This is a genomic window from Pseudomonas sp. SZ40, assembly GCF_052958135.1.
Genome location: NZ_JBQWIF010000005.1, coordinates 58753 through 78435 on the forward strand (window position 1 = coordinate 58753; position 19683 = coordinate 78435).

24 protein-coding genes and 1 tRNA gene are annotated in these 19683 nt (G+C 61.1%); 5 read left to right on the forward strand and 20 right to left on the reverse strand.

Going from position 1 to position 19683, the window contains the following annotated elements:
• The 11 genes from ndk to trmJ form a co-directional block, all read right to left on the reverse strand.
• The gene (gene ndk, locus ACT9T4_RS06330) at window positions 1–432 is read right to left on the reverse strand and encodes a nucleoside-diphosphate kinase (RefSeq protein ID WP_042555298.1); all 432 of its coding nucleotides are present in this window, start codon (window positions 430–432) and stop codon (window positions 1–3) included.
• A 140-nt stretch (window positions 433–572) separates the two neighbouring features.
• Window positions 573–773 carry a Fe-S cluster assembly protein IscX gene (gene iscX, locus ACT9T4_RS06335; RefSeq protein ID WP_042555297.1) on the reverse strand — a complete coding sequence of 67 codons (201 nt, stop codon included), beginning with the start codon at window positions 771–773 and terminating at the stop codon, window positions 573–575.
• Window positions 774–788: 15 nt separating this feature from the next.
• Window positions 789–1130 (reverse strand): ISC system 2Fe-2S type ferredoxin, encoded by a 342-nt coding sequence (gene fdx, locus ACT9T4_RS06340; RefSeq protein WP_042555296.1) that lies wholly within the window; start codon window positions 1128–1130, stop codon window positions 789–791.
• 3 nt (window positions 1131–1133) lie between these two features.
• Window positions 1134–2999 carry a Fe-S protein assembly chaperone HscA gene (gene hscA / locus ACT9T4_RS06345; protein ID WP_042555295.1) on the reverse strand — a complete coding sequence of 622 codons (1866 nt, stop codon included), beginning with the start codon at window positions 2997–2999 and terminating at the stop codon, window positions 1134–1136.
• A gap of 54 nt (window positions 3000–3053) precedes the next feature.
• Complete coding sequence (hscB, locus tag ACT9T4_RS06350) at window positions 3054–3581, reverse strand: co-chaperone HscB (RefSeq protein WP_042555294.1); 528 nt, start codon at window positions 3579–3581, stop codon at window positions 3054–3056.
• Window positions 3581–3904: an iron-sulfur cluster assembly protein IscA gene (gene iscA, locus ACT9T4_RS06355; RefSeq protein ID WP_042555293.1), complete on the reverse strand. Its 324-nt coding sequence runs from the start codon at window positions 3902–3904 to the stop codon at window positions 3581–3583. The genes hscB and iscA overlap by 1 nt, the downstream gene beginning before the upstream one ends.
• 12 nt (window positions 3905–3916) lie before the next feature.
• A complete protein-coding gene (gene iscU / locus ACT9T4_RS06360; RefSeq protein WP_002552476.1) occupies window positions 3917–4303 on the reverse strand; it encodes a Fe-S cluster assembly scaffold IscU in 387 nt (128 codons plus the stop codon).
• Window positions 4304–4345: 42 nt separating this feature from the next.
• On the reverse strand, window positions 4346–5560 hold the full coding sequence (locus ACT9T4_RS06365) for an IscS subfamily cysteine desulfurase (RefSeq protein WP_042555292.1): 1215 nt from the start codon (window positions 5558–5560) through the stop codon (window positions 4346–4348).
• A gap of 43 nt (window positions 5561–5603) precedes the next feature.
• A complete protein-coding gene (iscR, locus tag ACT9T4_RS06370; RefSeq protein ID WP_042555291.1) occupies window positions 5604–6101 on the reverse strand; it encodes a Fe-S cluster assembly transcriptional regulator IscR in 498 nt (165 codons plus the stop codon).
• A 148-nt stretch (window positions 6102–6249) separates the two neighbouring features.
• Window positions 6250–7029, reverse strand: a complete 780-nt coding sequence (gene cysE, locus ACT9T4_RS06375; RefSeq protein WP_499116122.1) for a serine O-acetyltransferase — start codon at window positions 7027–7029, stop codon at window positions 6250–6252.
• Complete coding sequence (trmJ, locus tag ACT9T4_RS06380; RefSeq protein WP_499116124.1) at window positions 7022–7816, reverse strand: tRNA (cytosine(32)/uridine(32)-2'-O)-methyltransferase TrmJ; 795 nt, start codon at window positions 7814–7816, stop codon at window positions 7022–7024. Before trmJ ends, cysE begins: the two co-directional genes overlap by 8 nt.
• Before the next feature lie 128 nt (window positions 7817–7944).
• Between trmJ and suhB the strand changes: the two genes are divergently transcribed.
• Entirely contained in the window at window positions 7945–8760 is an 816-nt protein-coding gene (gene suhB, locus ACT9T4_RS06385; protein ID WP_042555288.1) for a type III secretion system regulator SuhB, read from the forward strand.
• A 97-nt stretch (window positions 8761–8857) separates the two neighbouring features.
• On the opposite strand, the gene ACT9T4_RS06390 is transcribed toward suhB, so the two are convergent.
• The 6 genes from ACT9T4_RS06390 to queA form a co-directional block, all read right to left on the reverse strand.
• On the reverse strand, window positions 8858–9403 hold the full coding sequence (locus ACT9T4_RS06390) for a glycine zipper 2TM domain-containing protein (protein ID WP_042555287.1): 546 nt from the start codon (window positions 9401–9403) through the stop codon (window positions 8858–8860).
• Window positions 9404–9528: 125 nt separating this feature from the next.
• On the reverse strand, window positions 9529–10449 hold the full coding sequence (gene secF, locus ACT9T4_RS06395) for a protein translocase subunit SecF (RefSeq protein ID WP_042555286.1): 921 nt from the start codon (window positions 10447–10449) through the stop codon (window positions 9529–9531).
• Between the two features lie 9 nt (window positions 10450–10458).
• The gene (gene secD / locus ACT9T4_RS06400; RefSeq protein ID WP_042555285.1) at window positions 10459–12327 is read right to left on the reverse strand and encodes a protein translocase subunit SecD; all 1869 of its coding nucleotides are present in this window, start codon (window positions 12325–12327) and stop codon (window positions 10459–10461) included.
• A 213-nt stretch (window positions 12328–12540) separates the two neighbouring features.
• Window positions 12541–12876: a preprotein translocase subunit YajC gene (gene yajC / locus ACT9T4_RS06405; protein WP_042555284.1), complete on the reverse strand. Its 336-nt coding sequence runs from the start codon at window positions 12874–12876 to the stop codon at window positions 12541–12543.
• Between the two features lie 39 nt (window positions 12877–12915).
• Window positions 12916–14031 (reverse strand): tRNA guanosine(34) transglycosylase Tgt, encoded by a 1116-nt coding sequence (gene tgt / locus ACT9T4_RS06410; protein ID WP_179540005.1) that lies wholly within the window; start codon window positions 14029–14031, stop codon window positions 12916–12918.
• 14 nt (window positions 14032–14045) lie between these two features.
• Window positions 14046–15095 (reverse strand): tRNA preQ1(34) S-adenosylmethionine ribosyltransferase-isomerase QueA, encoded by a 1050-nt coding sequence (gene queA / locus ACT9T4_RS06415; protein WP_042555359.1) that lies wholly within the window; start codon window positions 15093–15095, stop codon window positions 14046–14048.
• Between the two features lie 113 nt (window positions 15096–15208).
• On the opposite strand from queA, the gene ACT9T4_RS06420 reads away from it, so the two are divergent.
• From ACT9T4_RS06420 to ACT9T4_RS06430, 3 genes are all read left to right on the forward strand, one after another.
• A tRNA-Leu gene (locus ACT9T4_RS06420) sits at window positions 15209–15293 on the forward strand.
• Window positions 15294–15639: 346 nt separating this feature from the next.
• Window positions 15640–15852, forward strand: a complete 213-nt coding sequence (locus ACT9T4_RS06425; protein ID WP_010486675.1) for a cold-shock protein — start codon at window positions 15640–15642, stop codon at window positions 15850–15852.
• Window positions 15853–15943: 91 nt separating this feature from the next.
• Entirely contained in the window at window positions 15944–16438 is a 495-nt protein-coding gene (locus ACT9T4_RS06430; RefSeq protein ID WP_042555282.1) for an RDD family protein, read from the forward strand.
• A gap of 111 nt (window positions 16439–16549) precedes the next feature.
• Here the strand turns inward: ACT9T4_RS06430 and lptG are convergent, their stop codons facing one another.
• The 3 genes from lptG to ACT9T4_RS06445 all read right to left on the reverse strand — a co-directional run bounded on the left by lptG (window position 16550) and on the right by ACT9T4_RS06445 (window position 19471).
• A complete protein-coding gene (gene lptG, locus ACT9T4_RS06435) occupies window positions 16550–17611 on the reverse strand; it encodes an LPS export ABC transporter permease LptG (RefSeq protein ID WP_042555281.1) in 1062 nt (353 codons plus the stop codon).
• A complete protein-coding gene (gene lptF, locus ACT9T4_RS06440; protein WP_042555280.1) occupies window positions 17604–18716 on the reverse strand; it encodes an LPS export ABC transporter permease LptF in 1113 nt (370 codons plus the stop codon). Before lptF ends, lptG begins: the two co-directional genes overlap by 8 nt.
• A 320-nt stretch (window positions 18717–19036) precedes the next feature.
• Window positions 19037–19471: a GNAT family N-acetyltransferase gene (locus tag ACT9T4_RS06445; protein WP_082045842.1), complete on the reverse strand. Its 435-nt coding sequence runs from the start codon at window positions 19469–19471 to the stop codon at window positions 19037–19039.
• Here ACT9T4_RS06445 and ACT9T4_RS06450 point away from each other — a divergent pair.
• Window positions 19470–19634, forward strand: coding sequence for a hypothetical protein (locus tag ACT9T4_RS06450; protein WP_499116131.1), 165 nt, complete (start codon window positions 19470–19472; stop codon window positions 19632–19634). The genes ACT9T4_RS06445 and ACT9T4_RS06450 overlap by 2 nt on opposite strands.
• Window positions 19635–19683: the final 49 nt, after the last annotated feature.

Genomic DNA, 19683 nt, shown 5'->3' on the forward strand with positions numbered 1-19683 from the left:
TTAGCGAATGCGAGCGTTTACCTCGGTAGCGGAGAAGAAGTAAGCAATTTCGCGAGCAGCGGAAGCTTCCGAGTCGGAACCGTGAACGGCGTTCTCGTCGATGGAAACGGCGAAGTCGGCACGGATGGTGCCGGCAGCAGCTTCTTTCGGGTTGGTAGCGCCCATCAGCTCACGGTTCTTGGCGATGGCGTTTTCGCCTTCCAGAACCTGGACGATGACCGGGCCGGAAGTCATGAATGCAACCAGATCCTTGAAGAAACCACGCTCGCTGTGCTCGGCGTAGAAGCCAGCAGCTTCGCGCTCGGACAGTTGCAGTTGCTTGGAAGCGACAATGCGCAGACCGGCTTTTTCGAAACGAGTGGTGATCTCGCCGATGACGTTTTTAGCGACGGCATCAGGCTTGATGATGGAGAACGTGCGTTGAACAGCCATTTGAAACTCCAGAAACAGTGGATTAAAGCCAAAAATTAAACCCGCGAATTATACGCGGGTTCCAGTCAAAAGCATAAGAGCGGAGCCCGTACTGCCCCTCCACCCTGCACGCCGGGGTCGACCGAAGCCGCCCTGACGGGTCATTGCGCCTCTTCGATCCAGGCCGCCTGAATGGCTTCGAGCACCTTTTCGCCGCCGCGTTGCGGGTCGTCGGAAAATTCCGGCAGCTCTACCACCCAGCGATGCAGCTGGACGAAATTCACGTAACGGGGATCCACATCCGGCTTGCCGTCGGCGAGCTGGATGGCGATTTCGAGAACATCAACCCATTTCAGGCTCATGCGTGGGCTTCCTGATCAGTGCGGCGCTTCGGCGGCGTGGTTGAGCGAATACTTGGGAATTTCGACGGTGATGTCTTCTTCACCAACGATAGCCTGACAGGCGAGACGCGACTGAGCTTCCAGCCCCCAGGCCTTGTCGAGGTAATCCTCTTCGAGCTCGTCGGCTTCGTTCAGCGAATCGAAACCTTCACGCACGACGCAGTGGCAGGTGGTGCAGGCACACACGCCGCCACAGGCGCTTTCCATCTCGATATGGTGCTCGTGGGCCAGCTCCAGAATGGAAGTACCAGGCTGAGCCTCAACCACCAGCCCTTCCGGACAGAATTTCTCGTGGGGCAGAAAAATTACCTGAGGCATCAGTTATTCCTCGATCTCATTCAGGTTGCGCCCGGCCAGCGCGGCTTTCACCGTCAGGTCCATGCGGCGGGCTGCAAAAGCATCGGTCACTTGCGACAGACGTTTGGTCTGCTGCTCGATGGCCACGCCATCGGTACCGGTCAACAAATCACGTAATTCCTGCATCTGCAGGTCGATCACCATGCGCTCCTCGGCATCCAGCAGACGCTCGCCATCGACCTGCAGGGCAGCCTCGACCGCCTCGATCAGACGCTGGGCGTCAACCTGCTGCTCGCGCAACGCGCGGGCGGCCTTGTCACCACCGGCGTGCTGGAAGGAGTCCTTCAGCATGCGCGCCACCTCACCATCGGTAAGGCCGTAGGACGGCTTGACCTGGATACTGGCTTCGACGCCCGAAGCCAGCTCGCGGGCACTTACGCTGAGCAGACCGTCGGCGTCCACCTGGAAGGTCACGCGGATCTTCGCCGCGCCAGCCACCATGGGCGGGATGCCACGCAGCTCGAAGCGCGCCAGGGACCGGCAATCGCTGATCAGTTCGCGCTCACCCTGCAGCACGTGGATCATCATGGCGCTCTGGCCATCTTTGTAGGTAGTGAATTCCTGTGCACGGGCCACTGGAATCGTGGTGTTGCGCGGAATCACCTTCTCCATCAGCCCGCCCATGGTTTCCAGCCCCAGGGACAACGGGATGACGTCCAGCAGAAGCAATTCTTCGCCGTCTGCACGGCGATTGCCAGCCAGGGCATCGGCCTGGATCGCCGCACCGATGGCGACAACCTGATCGGGGTCGATATCGGTCAGCGGCTGACGGCCGAACAGCTCGCCAACCGCTTCGCGCACACGCGGCACCCGGGTCGAGCCGCCAACCATGACCACGGCACCGACGTCTTCGACTTCGACACCGGAATCACGCACGGCGCGACGGCAGGCCTTCAGGCTGCGCGCCACCATGGGCTCGATCAGCGCCTGGAAATCGGTACGGGACAGCACGCCGCGCCAATCGCCATGCACGACCTCGACGCTCTCGGCAGCGGTCAGCGCTTCCTTGGCGGCACAGGCGGTCTGCAGCAGGCTGCGCTGGGCACCCGGCTCGATATCGGCGGACAGCCCAGCCTGCTCGACGATCCAGCCGGCGATGGCGTGATCGAAATCGTCACCACCCAGCGCACTGTCGCCACCGGTGGCCAGCACCTCGAACACGCCACCGGTCAGGCGCAGGATGGAGATATCGAAGGTGCCGCCGCCCAGGTCGTAGATCGCCACCACGCCTTCGGCGTTCTGGTCGAGGCCATAGGCGACCGCAGCGGCGGTGGGCTCGTTGAGCAGGCGCAGCACGCTCAGACCGGCCAGACGCGCAGCATCCTTGGTGGCCTGACGCTGGGAATCGTCGAAATAGGCCGGCACGGTGATCACCGCGCCCACCAGCTCGCCACCCAGGGTCGACTCGGCACGCTGACGCAATACCCGAAGGATGTCGGCGGACACTTCAACCGGGCTTTTCAGCCCTTGCACGGTGTCGATGAAGGGCATGTGCGACTCGCCGGCGACGAAGCGGTAAGGCAGTTGCTCACCCAATTGCTTCACATCGGAAAGGCCGCGGCCCATCAGGCGCTTGACCGACAGGATGCTGTTGAAGGGGTCGCTGGCGGCGTCACGGCGGGCCGTTTCACCGACCTCGACGCGATCGGCGTGATAACGCACGGCCGAGGGCAGAATCAGGCGCCCTTCAGTGTCCGGCAGCGGCTCGCTGACGCCGCTGCGCACGGCAGCGACCAGGGAATTGGTGGTGCCCAGGTCGATCCCTACAGCCAGACGACGCTGGTGTGGTTGTGGGCTCTGTCCGGGCTCAGCAATCTGCAATAAAGCCATAGGTAGTCGGTGCTTATCTGGGTATCAGGCACGGCCACGGCAGCCGTACGAGCATTAATCGTCGAGGCGCTCTTCCAGCTGGCGCACCTCGTGGGAAAGCTTGTCGAGGAACTGCATGCGGCGCATCAGGCGTTCAGCCTCTTCTCGGCGCGCATTGTCCTCCCAAGCCTCGGCGAAACGTTCGTTCAGCTCCTGCTGGGCGATCTTCAGGCGGCCCTTGAAAGCGGCAACACCAGCCAGGTCGGCCTCGTCCTGCAACTCTTCGAGCTCTTCACGCCACTGCATCTGCTGCATCAGGAAATCGGGATCCTGCACGGTGACTTCCAGCGGCAGCTCGGGGCCACGCATCGCCAGCAGATAACGAGCCCGCTGCGAGTCGCTCTTGAGCGTGCGGTAGGCCTCGTTGAGGCTCGCCGAGCGTTCCAGCGCCAGGCGCTGCTCGCGCTCGGAAGCGTCGGCGAAACGATCGGGGTGCACGCTACGAGCCAACTCGCGGTAACGAGCCGCCAACTGATCGAGATCCAGACGAAAGCTCGGCTGCAACTCGAACAGGGCGAAATGGCAGGGACCGGAACTGTTCATCAGATGTTGAAGCTTTCGCCACAGCCACATTCGCCACGGACGTTCGGGTTGTTGAACTTGAAGCCTTCGTTCAACCCTTCCTTGACGAAATCGAGCTCGGTGCCGTCGAGGTAAACCAGGCTTTTGGGATCGATGATCACCTTCACGCCATGGCTCTCGAACACCTGGTCTTCGCCGGCGGTTTCGTCGACGAACTCCAACACGTAAGCCAGACCGGAACAGCCGGTGGTGCGTACACCCAGGCGGATACCCTCACCCTTGCCACGACCGTCGAGCGAACGACGGATATGCTGGGCAGCGGCTTGAGTCATGCTGATGGCCATCGACAAACCTCCTTAGAGCAAACCTTTCTTCTGCTTGTAGTCGCGCACGGCCGCCTTGATGGCGTCCTCGGCGAGCACCGAGCAGTGAATCTTCACGGGTGGCAGAGCCAGCTCTTCGGCGAGCTGGGTATTCTTGATGGTCTCTGCCTCGTCCAGCGTCTTGCCCTTCATCCACTCGGTGGCCAGGGAGCTGGAGGCGATGGCGGAGCCACAGCCGTAGGTCTTGAACTTGGCGTCTTCGATGACGCCCTGCTCGTTGACCTTGATCTGCAGACGCATCACGTCGCCGCAGGCCGGCGCGCCGACCATGCCGGTGCCGACGTCAGGATCTTCCGCGTTCATCTTGCCGACGTTGCGCGGGTTCTCGTAGTGGTCGATGACCTTTTCGCTGTAAGCCATGTTATCAATCCTCTTTCATCAGGCGCCGCTCACCGGCAGCTTTTAGTGTGCTGCCCATTCCACCTTGGAAATGTCGACACCTTCTTTGAACATATCCCAGAGCGGCGACAGTTCGCGCAGCTTGGTGACTGCCTCGCGTACTTTCTCCGCGGCGTAATCGACTTCTTCTTCGGTGGTGAAACGACCGAAGGTGAATCGAATGGAGCTGTGTGCCAATTCGTCGTTACGGCCCAGGGCGCGCAGCACGTAGGAAGGCTCCAGGGAGGCCGAGGTACAGGCCGAACCGGACGATACCGCCAGGTCCTTGAGGGCCATGATCAGCGACTCGCCTTCGACGTAGTTGAAACTGAGATTCAGGTTGTGCGGTACACGGGCAGTCATGCTGCCATTGATGTACAGCTCTTCCAGGCCGTCGACCTGCTTGAAGAAACGGTCGCGCAGGGCCAGCACCTTGGCGTTCTCTGCAGCCATTTCTTCCTTGGCGATACGGAAGGCTTCGCCCATGCCGACGCACTGGTGGGTCGCCAGGGTGCCGGAACGCATGCCGCGTTCGTGGCCGCCACCGTGGGTCTGAGCTTCCAGACGGATGCGTGGCTTGCGGCGTACGTAAAGCGCGCCGACCCCTTTCGGACCGTAGGTCTTGTGCGCCGAGAAGGCCATCAAGTCGACCTTGAGCGTTTGCAGGTCGATTTCCACCTTGCCGGTCGACTGGGCGGCATCGACGTGAAAGAACACGCCACGGGCGCGCAGCAGCTCACCGATCGCTGCGATGTCGTTGACGGTACCGATTTCGTTGTTGACGTGCATGATCGACACCAGAATGGTGTCTTCACGCAGCGCCGCCTCGACCATGGCCGGGGTGATCAGGCCATCTTCGCCGGGCTCGATGTAGGTGACTTCGAAGCCTTCACGCTCGAGCTGACGCATGGTGTCGAGCACCGCTTTGTGCTCGATCTTCGAGGTGATCAGGTGCTTGCCCTTGCTTGCGTAGAAGCTGGCCACGCCCTTGATCGCGAGGTTGTCGGACTCGGTGGCACCGGAGGTCCAGACGATCTCGCGAGGATCGGCGTTGACCAGTTCGGCAACCTGACGGCGGGCATTCTCTACCGCTTCTTCGGCTTTCCAGCCGAACACGTGAGAGCGCGAAGCCGGGTTGCCGAAGTTGCCTTCGTTGGTCAGGCATTCGATCATTTTTTGCGCAACGCGAGGATCGACCGGCGTTGTCGCGGAGTAGTCCATGTAGATCGGCAATTTCATTTCGGTATCTCCTAATCAGGTATCAGGCCGGCGCCTTGCGTGCTCAATCGACGGTGGACGCTTCAATCTTATCCAGAAGGTGTGCCCTGCCATTGTTGTTGCAGCGGCGCTGATCCTGGCGCTGGGCGACTTCCTGCACCTCGCGGCGCGTGACCAGATCGGCCAGGCTGATGCCGCTGAGGAACTCGTGGATCTGCTGGCTCAGATCACACCACAGGTGATGGGTCAGGCAGATGTCGCCGGAGTGACAACCGCCCTGCCCCTGGCAACGGGTGGCGTCGACGGATTCGTTGACCGCGTCGATCACTTCAGCGACCTGGATACCCTGCATGTTGCGCGACAGCTGATAGCCGCCACCCGGACCACGCACGCTGGATACCAGACTCCCACGGCGAAGCTTGGCGAACAGCTGCTCGAGATAGGAGAGAGAAATACCCTGGCGCTCGGAGATATCGGCGAGGGATACCGGCCCGTTCTGCGCATGCAGCGCGAGATCGAGCATGGCAGTCACGGCGTATCGGCCTTTGGTAGTCAGTCGCATGAAGGGTTACCAAGGAATCACAATGTGGCGCAATTATCCTATTCCCGAGTATTTAAGTCAACTATAAGACCTACCAAAACACTCGGATTTAGGCGCCTTGCACGCCCGGAATGGCGGCGGATCATAGCAAAGCTACGCCCGCCACGCATCAGGCGGCCGGCTTGTCGCCCTGCCCCTTGCAGACACCGTCGAAGTCCTCGGCACGCAGCTCCGGCAGATCCTTGGCACGGTAGTCACTACCCAGCGCACCGAGCGCCTCGCACATGCCTTCCAGGCGATTGTCGACCGCATGCAGGTGATCGAGCAGCTGCGCGATCGCCCGCGCCACCGGATCGGGCATGTCCTGACTGACGCCGTAGGCATCGAAACCCAGCTTGTCGGCGATGGCCTGGCGCTGCGCCTCGAGCCCGTCATCGTCCTTGACGATGATCTTGGCGGGAATACCCACCGCCGTCGCACCAGCCGGCACCGCCTTGGTGACCACTGCGTTGGAACCGATCTTGGCACCGGCACCGACCGTGAACGGACCGAGCACCTTGGCGCCAGCGCCCACCACCACGCCATCTTCGAGCGTCGGGTGGCGCTTGCCCTTGTTCCAGCTGGTGCCGCCCAGGGTCACGCCCTGATAGAGCGTCACGTCGTCCCCGATCTCCGCGGTTTCACCGATGACGATGCCCATACCGTGGTCGATGAAGAAACGCCGGCCGATCACCGCACCCGGGTGAATCTCGATGCCGGTCAGCCAGCGACTGAAGTTCGACACGCTGCGCGCCAGCCATTTCCAACCGGACACCCACAGCCCATGCGCAGCACGATGCAGCCAAACCGCATGCAACCCGGGGTAACAGGTGACCACTTCGAACGCATTGCGCGCCGCCGGATCACGATGAAAAACACCCTGGATATCTTCCCGCATGCGCTCAAACATCAGTCTTTCCCCGCTTATGGTGCTCGCCGCGCGCCGCCTTGAGCGTTTCCGTCAACACGCCGCGCAAGATGTTCATTTCCAGCCTGGTCACGCCACTGCGGCCGTACAGACGACGCAGGCGACTCATCAGATGGCGCGGATTGACCGGGTCCAGAAAACCGATTTCCACCAACGATTTCTCGAGGTGCCCATAGAAGGACTCCATCTCGTCAGCGGTCACCGGTTGCTCACCCTCATCGGCAGCAACCTCCTGACGAGGCGCCACAAGGGGCGCATTCTCCAGCGCCAGGGCGGCCATGCGCGCCTCGTAGGTCAGCACCTGCACGGCGGCCGCCAGGTTCAGCGAACTGAACGTGGGGTCGGACGGGATGTGCACATGAAAGTGACAGCGCTGCAGCTCTTCGTTGGTCAGGCCGGCGTGTTCGCGACCGAACACCAGCGCCACCTCGCCGCCAGCGGCAGCCTTTTCCACAGCCGCCACGCCACACTCGCGCGGATCGATCAGCGGCCAGGGTATGCGTCGCTCACGGGCACTGGTGCCGAATACCAGACTGCAACCGACCAAGGCATCTTCGAGACTCGAAACCACCAGGGCAGAATCGAGAATATCGGTAGCGCCGGACGCTCGGGCCACCGCCTCTTCGCTCGGAAACTGCCGCGGCTCGACCAGCACCAGCCGCGACAGCCCCATGTTCTTCATGGCGCGAGCCGCCCCACCGATGTTGCCGGGATGACTGGTGCTGACCAGTACCACTCGAATGTTCTGCAGCAAGGGAGACGCCCGCATCGGATAAATAAGGTGACAAATCTTACAGAAGCCCCCTGCTTTATGCCACGCAGGACACGGACGGCACTTCAAGCGACAGGCTTTTCTGCTAGAATGGCCGGCTTTATTACGACCCCAGGTGAACTTCCATGCAGCCCATGCTGAATATCGCGCTGCGCGCAGCCCGTAGCGCCGGTGAAATGATCTTCCGCTCAATCGAACGCCTGGACGTCATCTCCGTAGATGAAAAGGACGCCAAGGACTACGTGACCGAGATCGATCGCTCTGCCGAGCTGATGATCGTCCAGGCCCTGCGCAAGGCGTACCCGACCCACAGCTTCCTCGGCGAAGAGGGCGGCCTGCTCGAAGGCAGCGGTGACGGCGCCGACTATCAGTGGATCATCGACCCACTCGACGGCACCACCAACTTCATCCGCGGCGTGCCGCACTTCGCCGTGAGCGTGGCCTGCAAATACCGCGGCCGCCTCGAGCACGCCGTGATCATCGATCCGGTACGCCAGGAGGAATTCACCGCGAGCCGTGGCCGTGGCGCCGCCCTGAACGGCCGCCGCCTGCGCGTCAGCAATCGCAAGAGCCTGGACGGCGCCCTGCTGGGCACCGGCTTCCCGTTCCGCGACAGCCAGCTGGACAACCTGGAAAACTACCTGGGCATGTTCCGCAGCCTGGTCGGCCAGACCGCAGGCGTACGCCGCGCCGGCGCTGCCAGCCTGGACCTGGCCTATGTAGCCGCGGGCCGTTTCGACGCCTTCTGGGAATTCGGCCTGTCCGAGTGGGACATGGCAGCTGGCGCCCTGCTGATTCAGGAAGCAGGCGGCCTGGTCAGCGACTTCAGCGGTGGTCATGAATTCCTCGAGAAGGGTCAGATCGTCGCCGGCAACACCAAGTGCTTCAAGGCAGTGCTGACCGCGATCCAGCCGCATCTTTCGGCATCGCTCAAGCGCTAATAGCTGCACCTATGAAAAACCGGCCTGGCGCCGGTTTTTTATTGCCCATGAAAAAGGCGCTCCCGAGAGCGCCTTTCGTGCATCTAGCCAATGCGAATTACTCGTCCGCCTCGGAACCGGCCAGCACCAGCTTGCCGTCGCGCACCGGGATCTTGCTACCGGGCTCTTCATCCATGCGCACCTTACCGATCTTGCCATCCAGATCGTATTTCACGTCATAGCCAACGATCTTGTCGCTGGAGTCGGTGACGGTCTTGCAGCGCGTCTCGGTGGTGGTATAGGTATCGCGGCTCTGCATACCTTCCTGCACCTTGTTACCTGCGTAACCACCACCCACGGCGCCGGCCACGGTAGCGATCTTCTTGCCATTGCCACCACCCACCTGATTGCCGAGCAGACCGCCGACCACGGCACCGATGGCGGTACCTGCGATCTGATGCTGATCCTGAACGGGGCGCTGGCGAGTAACGGCCACGTCCTTGCACTCTTCACGCGGGGTCTTGATGGTTTCAGTCACCGGCTTGACCGCCAGGACTTCGGCGTACTGAGGGCCGCCGCCGACCAAACTGTAGGTCGCGACAGCGCCACCTGCAGTGACACCAACAGCACCTAACACAGCTCCAACCAACAACGACTTGTTCATGCGAACCTCCTGATCACAACTGCAGCGCCATTGCGCTTTACTCCCTGCCTTGGAAACGCAAAACGGGCGACAAGTTCCCTTGTCGCCCGCCTTTATCCACTGCGAACAGAGCAGTGCATCACACCTCAGGGACGCTCGTCGGCACCCTCTGCAGTGGCCACCGGAGGAATCAGATCCTCGGAGGACAGCTTCAGCCAGATCAGTACCGGAGCACTGATGTAGATCGAGGAGTAGGTACCCACGAACACACCGATCAGCAGCGTCAGGGCGAAGCCTGCGAGGCTGTCACCACCGAACACCAGCAGCGCGACCAGCGCCATGGCAGTCGATGTCGACGTGGCGATGGTACGCAGCAGGGTCTGGGTAACCGACACGTCGATGTTCTCGATGATGTCGGCCTTGCGCAGTACCCGGAAGTTCTCGCGGATACGGTCATAGATGATGATGGTGTCGTTCAGCGAATAACCCAGCATCGCCAGCACGGCCGCCATCACCGTCAGGTCGAACGGCACCTGGAAGAACGCCAGGATGCCCAGGGTAACGATCACGTCATGGGCCAGCGAGGCCACGGCACCCAGGCCGAACTTCCACTGGAAGCGGAAGGCCAGGTACAGCAGGATGCCGCCAAGCGCCAGAAGCATGGCCAGGCCACCCTGGTCACGCAGCTCCTCACCCACCTGCGGGCCGACGAACTCGACGCGCTTGACCTCGAACGAGGTATCGACGTCGATCTTGCGCAGCGCGGCAGCCACTTCGTTGCCAAGATCGGCCGAGTCGCCAGCCATGCGCACCAGCACGTCAGTGGTGGAACCGAAGCTCTGCACCACGGCATCCGGATAACCTGCCTGACCCAGCTCGCGCTTGATCAGTTCCAGGTCGGCCGGCTGCTCGTAGGTCAGCTCGATCAGCGTACCGCCGGTGAAATCCAGGCCAAAGTTGAGGCCATGCTTGAACAGGCTACCAAGACCAATAAGGCTGATGACCACGGTTACGGCGAACGCGATGTTGCGTATCGCCATGAACGGAATGCGGGATGGAAGTCTCATAGCCTCACCTCAGATCCACAGTTTCTTGAAGTTACGGCCACCGAAGATCAGGTTGACCATCCCTCGGGTGAACATGATCGCGGTGAACATCGAGGTGATGATCCCGATCGACAGCGTCACGGCGAAGCCCTTGATCGGCCCGGTACCCAGCGCGAACAGGATGGCACCGACCAGCAGCGTGGTCAGGTTACTGTCGAGAATCGCCGAGTAGGCACGGTCGAAACCTTCGTGGATCGCCCGTTGTACCGACAGGCCGTTGTTCAGCTCCTCACGTATCCGTGAGTAGATCAACACGTTGGCGTCGACCGCCATGCCCAGGGTCAGCACAATACCGGCGATACCCGGCAGGGTCAGGGTCGCGCCGATTACCGACATCAGCCCCACCAGCAGCACCAGGTTGAACGCCAGCGCCACGGTCGCCAGAACACCGAAGAAACGGTAGATGGCGATCATGAACAGCGACACGAAGATCATGGCCCACTCGGTGGACTCGATACCCTTGACGATGTTCTCGGCCCCCAGGCTCGGGCCGATGGTGCGCTCTTCAGCGAAGTACATCGGCGCAGCCAGACCACCGGCGCGCAGCAGCAGCGCCAGCTCGGACGACTCGCCCTGGCCGTTCAGGCCGGTGATGCGGAACTGGCTACCGAGCGGCGACTGGATGGTCGCCAGGCTGATGATCTGCTTCTCTTCCTTGAAGGAATCGACCTGCACTTCCTGCTCGACGCCGTCGACCATCTGCTTCACATAGCGGGTCAGCGGACGCTGCTCGATGAAGATCACCGCCATGCTGCGCCCGACGTTGCTGCGAGTAGCGCGGTTCATCAGGTCGCCGCCGTGACCATCCAGACGGATATTCACCTGCGGGCGGCCGTTTTCGTCGAAGCTGGCCTGGGCGTCGGTGACCTGATCACCGGTGATGATCAGCTCACGCTCGAGCTGCACCGGCGGACGGCCTTCCTCACGGAAGCCGAACTGCTCGGTAGTGCCACGCGGCGCATTCGGATCGGCGGCGAGACGGAACTCGAGGTTGGCGGTCTTGCCGAGAATACGCTTGGCTTCGGCAGTGTCCTGCACGCCTGGCAGCTCGACCACGATGCGGTTGGCACCCTGACGCTGGACCAGCGGCTCGGCGACGCCCAGTTCGTTGACCCGGTTACGCACGGTGGTCAGGTTCTGGCGGATCGAGTATTCGCGAATCTCGGCGATCTTGGCTGCCGTCATGGTTACGCGCAGCACTTGCTGGCCGCCACGTTCCTGGGCATTCAATTCGAAATCGTTGAAATCCTTGCGGATCAGCTGCTGGGCCTTTTCCAGGGTTTCGCTGTCAGCGAAGCCAAGCTGGATGGCGCCACCCTGCTGCGGCATGCTGCGATAGCGCACGCGCTCCTTGCGCAGCAGGCTCTTGAGCTCGCCTTCATAGACCTGGCGACGCACGTCCAGCGCCTTGTCCATGTCGACCTCGAGCAGGAAGTGCACACCACCGGACAGGTCGAGGCCGAGCTTCATCGGGCTCGCGCCCAGATTACGCAGCCAGTCGGGAGTGGTCTGAGCCAGGTTGAGAGCCACTACATAGTTGTCGCCGAGCGTCTTGCGCACGACATCCTTGGCCGGCAGCTGGTCGCTCTGCTTGGTCAGACGCAGCAGGCCGCTACGGCCCTGCTCGGCAACGCTCGATGCCTTGACCTCGATACCGGCATCGGTCAGCGCCTTGCTGACGCGATCCAGATCGGCTTGCTCGATGGTCTGTGCCGAGCTGGCCCCGCTGACCTGAATGGCCGGATCATCGGGGTAGAGATTGGGTGCGGAATAAATCAGGCTGATGCCGAGTACGGCTGCGATCAGCAGGTATTTCCACAGAGGGTATTTGTTGAGCATGAATGACGCCGCCCGCTTATGACGCGGGGCGCAATCTGCGCCCCGCGGGATGGATAAAACTGGAACAGATAGTCAACAAACCGCTGAAAAACGTAGGCGAGGCAGCCAGCGCAAGGCAAAAACCGGCGAGGAAGCGGAGCGTACTTTGGTACATGAGCATTCCGAGCTTGTTTTAACGCAGCGATGGCAACGCAGGTAGTTTTTCAACCGTCATCAGATGGCTTTCAGCGTGCCCTTAGGCAGGGTTGCTGCGATGGCACCTTTCTGGATCTTCAGTTCGACGGTATCGGACACTTCGATCACCACGAAATCGTCGCTGACCTTGGAAACCTTGCCGGCGATGCCACCGGAGGTCACCACCTCGTCGCCCTTCTGCAGATTGCCCAGCAGGTTCTTGTGCTCTTTGGCACGTTTGGCCTGAGGGCGCCAGATCATCAGGTAGAAGATGACCAGGAAGCCGACCAGGAAGATCCACTCGAAACCGGAACCAGCCGGGCCGGCAGCTGCGCCAGCGGCATCAGCGTAGGCAGCGGGAATAAAAAAGCTCATTTGACACTCCTGTTAAAAGTTCTTTTAGCCATCGAATCATCAATCCAGCGGCGGCGTTGGCAGACCGCGCCGGGCGTAGAAGGCATCGACAAAGGCGGCCAATGTACCCTGTTGAATTGCCTCGCGCAAACCAGCCATAAGGCGCTGGTAATGACGCAAGTTGTGGATTGTATTCAACATGCTGCCGAGCATTTCGCCGCACTTATCCAAATGGTGCAGATAGGCGCGCGAGAAGTGTTTGCAGGTGTAACAGTCGCAGGTCGGATCCAGCGGCGAGTCATCGTGACGGTGAAACGCATTGCGGATTTTCAGCACGCCGGTGTCGATGAAAAGGTGGCCGTTGCGCGCATTGCGCGTCGGCATCACGCAGTCGAACATATCCACACCACGGCGCACGCCTTCGACCAGATCTTCCGGCTTGCCGACGCCCATCAGGTAACGTGGCTTGTCGCTGGGCATCTGCCCCGGCAGATAATCCAGCACCTTGATCATCTCTTCCTTCGGCTCGCCGACCGACAACCCGCCGATGGCCAGGCCGTCGAAATCCAGCTCGCTCAAGCCCTCCAGCGAACGCATGCGCAGCGACTCGTGCATGCCCCCCTGAACGATACCGAACAGCGCCGCGGTGCTGTCACCATGGGCGACCTTGGAGCGCTTGGCCCAGCGCAGCGACAGCTCCATTGAGGTCTTGGCCACATCGAACTCGGCGGGATACGGCGTGCACTCGTCGAAGATCATCACGATGTCTGACCCCAGATCGCGCTGCACCTGCATCGACTCTTCCGGGCCCATGAACACCTTGGAACCGTCGACCGGCGAGGCGAAGGTCACGCCCTCCTCCTTGATCTTGCGCATCGCCCCCAGACTGAACACCTGGAAGCCGCCCGAGTCGGTGAGGATCGGCCCCTGCCACTGCATGAAGTCATGCAGGTCGCCATGACGCTTGATGACTTCGGTACCCGGGCGCAGCCACAGGTGAAAGGTATTGCCGAGGATGATCTGCGCACCGATGGCTTCGATATCGCGCGGCAACATGCCTTTTACCGTGCCGTAGGTGCCAACCGGCATGAAGGCCGGGGTCTCGACCACGCCACGGGGGAAAGTCAGGCGACCACGACGGGCCTTGCCATCGGTGGCCAGCAGTTCGAAGGACATGCGGCAGCTGCGCGTCATAGGTGATCCTCGGGCCCGCGTGGCGCGGGATTGCGGGTGATGAACATGGCATCACCGTAACTGAAGAAGCGATACCCCTCGGCCACCGCCTGAGCGTAGGCCGCCATGGTTTCCGCATAGCCGGCGAAAGCCGATACCAGCATCAGCAGGGTCGACTCGGGCAGATGGAAGTTGGTCACCAGGGCATCGACCACGTGGAAGGGCCGACCAGGATAGATGAATATGTCGGTATCACCACTGAAGGGTTTCAGCTCGCCATCGCGGGCTGCGCTTTCCAGCGAGCGGACGCTGGTCGTGCCCACGGCAACGACGCGACCGCCGCGGGCGCGGCACGCCTGGACGGCGTCGACAACGTCCTGACCGACCTCCAGCCACTCGCTGTGCATGTGATGATCTTCGATACGCTCCACACGCACCGGCTGAAAGGTTCCTGCGCCGACGTGCAGCGTGACGAAGGCACTCTCGACGCCCCTCTCGCGCAAGGCCGCCAGCAACTCATCGTCGAAATGCAGGCCTGCGGTAGGCGCCGCCACGGCGCCGGCCTTCTGCGCATAGACGGTCTGATAGCGCTCGCGATCCGCATCTTCATCCGCCCTGTCTATATAAGGAGGCAACGGCATGTGCCCGACCCGCTCGAGCAGCGGCAACACCGCCTCGTCGAAACGCAGTTCGAACAGCGCATCGTGACGCGCGACCATCTGCGCCTGAGCGCCACCCTCGATGACAATCGTCGAGCCCGGCTTGGGCGACTTGCTGGAACGCACATGGGCCAGCACGCGATGCTCGTCGAGCACGCGTTCGATCAGCACCTCGAGCTTGCCACCGGACGCCTTCTGGCCGAACAGCCGCGCCGGAATCACGCGGGTGTTGTTGAACACCATCAGGTCACCCGGGCGCAGGTACTCGAGCAGGTCGGCGAAATGCCGATGCGCGAGCGCGCCACTGGCACCGTCGAGAATCAGCAGGCGGCTGGCACGGCGTTCGGCAAGGGGGTGGCGGGCGATCTGCTCATCTGGCAGTTCGAAATGAAAGTCGGCAACGCGCATGGTGGAAAAGGTGTCGTCTTGCAGGGCGGAGCAGCTTACCGGAATTCCTACACGGTGACCACGCAAGTGCATTGACCAATGGCAACTTGCTCCCTATACTGCGCCGCCATTGTGCCCCGGTGGCGGAACCGGTAGACGCGGCGGATTCAAAATCCGTTTTCGAAAGAAGTGGGAGTTCGAGTCTCCCCCGGGGCACCATATATCCTTCAACTGTTACCTACTTGTGACAGTTCGCACCAAAGCTGTGCTGCGTGACTCCTCTTCGCGCAATCAATTAGCCATTATAAAAAACCAACTCGGAACTCGCCTTAAAGCCTCACGAATCTTGCGTGGGATTATGCGTGCCCGAGGGGTTGGCATTTGCTTCAGAGTTAGCGTAGAGTTCAGTCACTGTGTTTGCATGGGTCGCCGAGAATCGTGACCTGATGCAGTAGATCGCTCAAGATCCGCTACATCCCGTTCGACTTCCAACACTCCTTGCAACCAGTCTTCAGTCCTCTACACATGGAGGCTGTCATCAACTCTAGTTCCAAGGAAAAGAGACATGTCGAATCGTCAGAACGGTACCGTCAAGTGGTTTAACGACGAGAAAGGTTTTGGTTTTATCACTCCAGAAAGCGGTCCGGATCTGTTCGTACACTTCCGCGCTATCGAAGGTAACGGCTTCAAGAGCCTGAAAGAAGGCCAAAAAGTTAGCTTCGTCGCTGTACAAGGTCAAAAAGGCATGCAGGCTGACCAAGTTCAAGTCCAGGAATAAGCCGCTGTCTGAAAAACCCCTGATGCATATCAGGGGTTTTTTTATGCCTGCAATTTAGTATGCCCTGCCCTACCCACATCACGAGCCCTCCATGCCGAAACATGCACTGCGCCCGCAAGGTGACTTCCCCGCAGCCGGCCTGGGCCGCCGCCTGGCTGCGGTGCTTTACGACAGTTTTCTGTGCATTGCCCTGCTGATCGTCGTCACCTTCATCTACAAGCTGATTCAGATGGCCATCTACGGCGAAGCGCAGTTACGCCAATGGTCAGAGGCCGGAGCGCTGGACGGCGATCCCCTGCTATCCACCCTGTTGCTGTTCAGCCTGTTCGGTTTCTTCGCCAAGTTCTGGACGCACAACGGCCAGACGCTGGGCATGCAGGTCTGGGGTATACGTGTACAGAATGCAGACGGCACGGCGATCAGCCTGTGGCAGGCATTGCTGCGCTTTCTGGTCGCCATCGCTTCAGGGCTGACCCTTGGGCTGGGCTACCTGTGGATACTTTTCGACAAACGCAGACTCAGCTGGCACGACCGCTATTCGGACAGCCTTACCGTGCAACTGCCGAAGAACGCGCATCGCGAATAGCGAGAGCAGAACGACCGGCCTCCACCACCGTGAATGCCTGCCTGAAGAGAAGAGCAAACGCCGAGGGTGCTACCGCGCCCTCTCCCGCGAGCCGGGAGAAGACGCGACCGATCAGCCTGCGCGGCGCAGCAGCCAGAAGCCTGCCACCGCGCAGATGCCAGCCGGGATCAGCACCGCGAACAGCGGCGAGAAGCCGAATACCAGGCTCGACGGACCGAGCAGATCCTGTGCGATACGGAACACGAAGCCGACCAGCACACCGGTGAACACACGCTGACCGAGCGTGACCGAGCGCAACGGCCCGAAGATGAAGGAGATCGCCATCAGCACCAGTGCCGCGGTCACCAGCGGCTGCAGCACCTTGGTCCAGAACGCCAGCCAGTATTGGCCATTGTTCAGCCCCTGCTCTTTCAGGTAGTGAATGTAACGCCACAGGCCGCTGACCGACAGCGCCTCAGGCTCCAGCACCACGGTACCGAGCAACTGCGGATTGAGTTCGATATCCCAGCGCTCGCTCGGCACGCTGACCACTTCGGTCCTGCGCTCGTGGAACTGGGTGGTCGCCACATCTTCCAGCTGCCAGTAGCTGCCTTCATAGGTTGCGCGACGAGCGAAGCTGGACGACTCCAGGCGACGCTGATCATCGAATCGGTAGCGCGTCACACCGAACAACACGCCATCGGGCTGTACGGCGTTGATATGCACGAACTCCTGACCCTGGCGATGCCACATGCCACGCTTGGACGTTTGCGCCTCACCACCGCCTTGCGCCATGGCACGACCGGCCTGAGCCTGGTTCTCGCTCCAGGGGGCGACATACTCACCGATCAGGATGCCGACCAGCATGAGCGCCAGCATCGGTTTCATCACGCCCCAGACGATGCGCCCGATGGACACGCCAGCGGCACGCATGATGGTCAGTTCGCTGTTGCTCGCCAGGGTACCCAGACCGATCAGACAGCCCACCAGTGCAGCCATGGGCAGCATGTCGTAGATACGCCGCGGCGCCGTGAGGAAGACGTACCACAGGGCATCGCCCAGGCTGTAGTTACCTTCTATATCGCCCAGCTCGTCGATGAAGGCGAACAGCAGAGCCAGGCCGACGATGATGCCGAGCACAGCCAGAATGGCGAACAGCACCTGCGCGCCAATGTAACGATCCAGCTTAACCACGAGCGATCTCCCGACGACTTACCAGCTTCAGGCGCATCGGTTCCCAATACAGCAGGGCCAGACCGATCACCAAGAACAACAGGTGCACGCCCCACAGACCGACTGCTGGCGGAATGCGCCCTTTGTCCAGCGCACTGCGTGCCGCTACCAGCAAACCGAGGTAGGTCATGTACAACAGAATCGCCGGGAGCAACTTGAGGAAGCGACCCTGACGCGGGTTGACCCGAGACAGCGGCACCGCCATCAGGGTGACGATGAACACCAGCAATGGAATGGATAGGCGCCACTGCAATTCGGACTGCAGACGCGGCTCATCGCTGCCGAACAGCTGCGAGGTCGGTATGGCTTCGCGCTCGCTGATGTCTGCGGTCACCGAAGGCTTGGGCAGCAGCACACCGTAGGTGTCGTACTGCACGACGCGGTAATCGGCCTGCCCCGGATTGCCGTCATAGCGATAGCCATTTTCCAGAATCAGGTAACGGCTGCCGTCGCTCTGCACTTCCTGACGACCATTCTCGGCCACCAGCACGGTGATGCCGCGCTCCTTGTCACCAGCGCGGGACAAACGCTTGTCGGAGATGAAGATACCACCCAGTTCGGTGCGATCTTCCGACAGTTCCTGGGTGTAGGTGACCCGCGAACCATTGCGCATGGACTGGAAGCGCCCCGGCACCAGCGTATCGAACTCGGTCAGCGCGTCCTGCTCGTTGAAGATCTTGGCCACCTGGGAAACGCCCTGAGGCGCCAGCCCCATGCTCAACCAGGCAACCAGCAGCGCCACCACGGTAGCCGGTGCCAGGCTGTAGACGAACAGCCGCTGCTGGCTCATGCCGGTTGCCGACAGCACGGTCATCTCGCTGTCCAGATACAGACGCCCGTAAGCCAGCAGGAAACCGAGGAATAGCCCCAGCGGCAGAATCAGTTGCAGAAAGCCGGGCAGACGAAAGCCCATGATCAGGAACAGCACGCTCGGATCGAGTATCCCCTGAGCCGCCTGGGCCAGGTACTTGATGAAGCGGCCACTCATGATGATCACCAGCAGCACGGCACTGACCGCACTCAAGGTAACCAGAACCTCTCGGGACAAATATCGGAAGACGATCAAACAGACACTCCAGGGTTGTCAGGCTCAGGCGGCGGCGCTCGAACCCGCCGCACTGCATGCCGGTACGCGTATTAGGCGAACCCGCGAAAAAATTGTCGCCATTATCCTGCGATTGGATCGGCGTGTCACTGAGGAACATGGGCGCGCCATTTCTAGACCGCAAGCGGGTGCGATCCGTTCGAATACGCCCATTGCCCAACGCACGAAACGCGGAGCAACGACGCTCACACCCCCATCAACATCGCCGCCAGGCGCGAACGCAGGAGACGGTGCACGCGCAGGTCATGGGGCAGCGAGCGATGAGCGCGAAAGCATTGTCGTCAGGCATTTTCATCCCCTGGCCGGGTAAAGGAGTATCGATCGATGTCACGGCGCAGTTGCCACCCCTGACTGACCCAATAGCCAGCTGCGGCCTCATTGTCCTTCAATACATCCAGATGACACTTGCGTATGCCAAGGCTTTCGAGACCGAGAATGCAGCTTTCCACAAGCCTGCTGGCGATTCCCCGATGACGGTACTCAGGAATTACCAGCAGATGCTGGAGATAACCACGACGCCCGTCGTGTCCGCACATGACGCACCCGCAGATGACCGCCCCGTGCTCGGCAACGAAACTCAGGCCGGGGTTTCGCAGCAGATACCTTGCCGTTGCCTCCAGTGAGTCCGCGTCTCGCAACGACACCCCTGGCGTATGTTTCATGAGGTGCATCAATGCCTCATGATCGGCGATTGTCATGGGTCGAATGGCGATCATGGATTTGACCTGGGCAGTGAGCTGGATTCACACGCTATCGAAGGCGATGAAAAAGGTGAAGGCCAGCGTCAACGATAGCCTCGCGCAGGCACTTTTCACCCTGCCACGGGTACCGGCAACCGTGACCGGGCGGCACGGCCGGGTGGCGATCGAGCAGCCCTGAAGGCTGGGCATCCGCCAACGCCGCCTGTACGATACCTCGACGCATGCAA

Excerpts from the sequence above, each read along its gene's own strand:
- ndk (WP_042555298.1), bottom strand. The coding sequence starts at position 432 with ATGGCTGTTCAACGCACGTTCTCCATCATCAAGCCTGATGCCGTCGCT.
- iscX (WP_042555297.1), bottom strand. The coding sequence starts at position 773 with ATGAGCCTGAAATGGGTTGATGTTCTCGAAATCGCCATCCAGCTCGCC.
- fdx (WP_042555296.1), bottom strand. The coding sequence starts at position 1,130 with ATGCCTCAGGTAATTTTTCTGCCCCACGAGAAATTCTGTCCGGAAGGG.
- hscA (WP_042555295.1), bottom strand. The coding sequence starts at position 2,999 with ATGGCTTTATTGCAGATTGCTGAGCCCGGACAGAGCCCACAACCACAC.
- hscB (WP_042555294.1), bottom strand. The coding sequence starts at position 3,581 with ATGAACAGTTCCGGTCCCTGCCATTTCGCCCTGTTCGAGTTGCAGCCG.
- iscA (WP_042555293.1), bottom strand. The coding sequence starts at position 3,904 with ATGGCCATCAGCATGACTCAAGCCGCTGCCCAGCATATCCGTCGTTCG.
- iscU (WP_002552476.1), bottom strand. The coding sequence starts at position 4,303 with ATGGCTTACAGCGAAAAGGTCATCGACCACTACGAGAACCCGCGCAAC.
- ACT9T4_RS06365 (WP_042555292.1), bottom strand. The coding sequence starts at position 5,560 with ATGAAATTGCCGATCTACATGGACTACTCCGCGACAACGCCGGTCGAT.
- iscR (WP_042555291.1), bottom strand. The coding sequence starts at position 6,101 with ATGCGACTGACTACCAAAGGCCGATACGCCGTGACTGCCATGCTCGAT.
- cysE (WP_499116122.1), bottom strand. The coding sequence starts at position 7,029 with ATGTTTGAGCGCATGCGGGAAGATATCCAGGGTGTTTTTCATCGTGAT.
- trmJ (WP_499116124.1), bottom strand. The coding sequence starts at position 7,816 with ATGCGGGCGTCTCCCTTGCTGCAGAACATTCGAGTGGTACTGGTCAGC.
- suhB (WP_042555288.1), top strand. The coding sequence starts at position 7,945 with ATGCAGCCCATGCTGAATATCGCGCTGCGCGCAGCCCGTAGCGCCGGT.
- ACT9T4_RS06390 (WP_042555287.1), bottom strand. The coding sequence starts at position 9,403 with ATGAACAAGTCGTTGTTGGTTGGAGCTGTGTTAGGTGCTGTTGGTGTC.
- secF (WP_042555286.1), bottom strand. The coding sequence starts at position 10,449 with ATGAGACTTCCATCCCGCATTCCGTTCATGGCGATACGCAACATCGCG.
- secD (WP_042555285.1), bottom strand. The coding sequence starts at position 12,327 with ATGCTCAACAAATACCCTCTGTGGAAATACCTGCTGATCGCAGCCGTA.
- yajC (WP_042555284.1), bottom strand. The coding sequence starts at position 12,876 with ATGAGCTTTTTTATTCCCGCTGCCTACGCTGATGCCGCTGGCGCAGCT.
- tgt (WP_179540005.1), bottom strand. The coding sequence starts at position 14,031 with ATGTCCTTCGAACTGCTGGCCACCGATGGCAAGGCCCGTCGTGGTCGC.
- queA (WP_042555359.1), bottom strand. The coding sequence starts at position 15,095 with ATGCGCGTTGCCGACTTTCATTTCGAACTGCCAGATGAGCAGATCGCC.
- ACT9T4_RS06425 (WP_010486675.1), top strand. The coding sequence starts at position 15,640 with ATGTCGAATCGTCAGAACGGTACCGTCAAGTGGTTTAACGACGAGAAA.
- ACT9T4_RS06430 (WP_042555282.1), top strand. The coding sequence starts at position 15,944 with ATGCCGAAACATGCACTGCGCCCGCAAGGTGACTTCCCCGCAGCCGGC.
- ACT9T4_RS06450 (WP_499116131.1), top strand. The coding sequence starts at position 19,470 with ATGGATTTGACCTGGGCAGTGAGCTGGATTCACACGCTATCGAAGGCG.
- ACT9T4_RS06445 (WP_082045842.1), bottom strand. The coding sequence starts at position 19,471 with ATGATCGCCATTCGACCCATGACAATCGCCGATCATGAGGCATTGATG.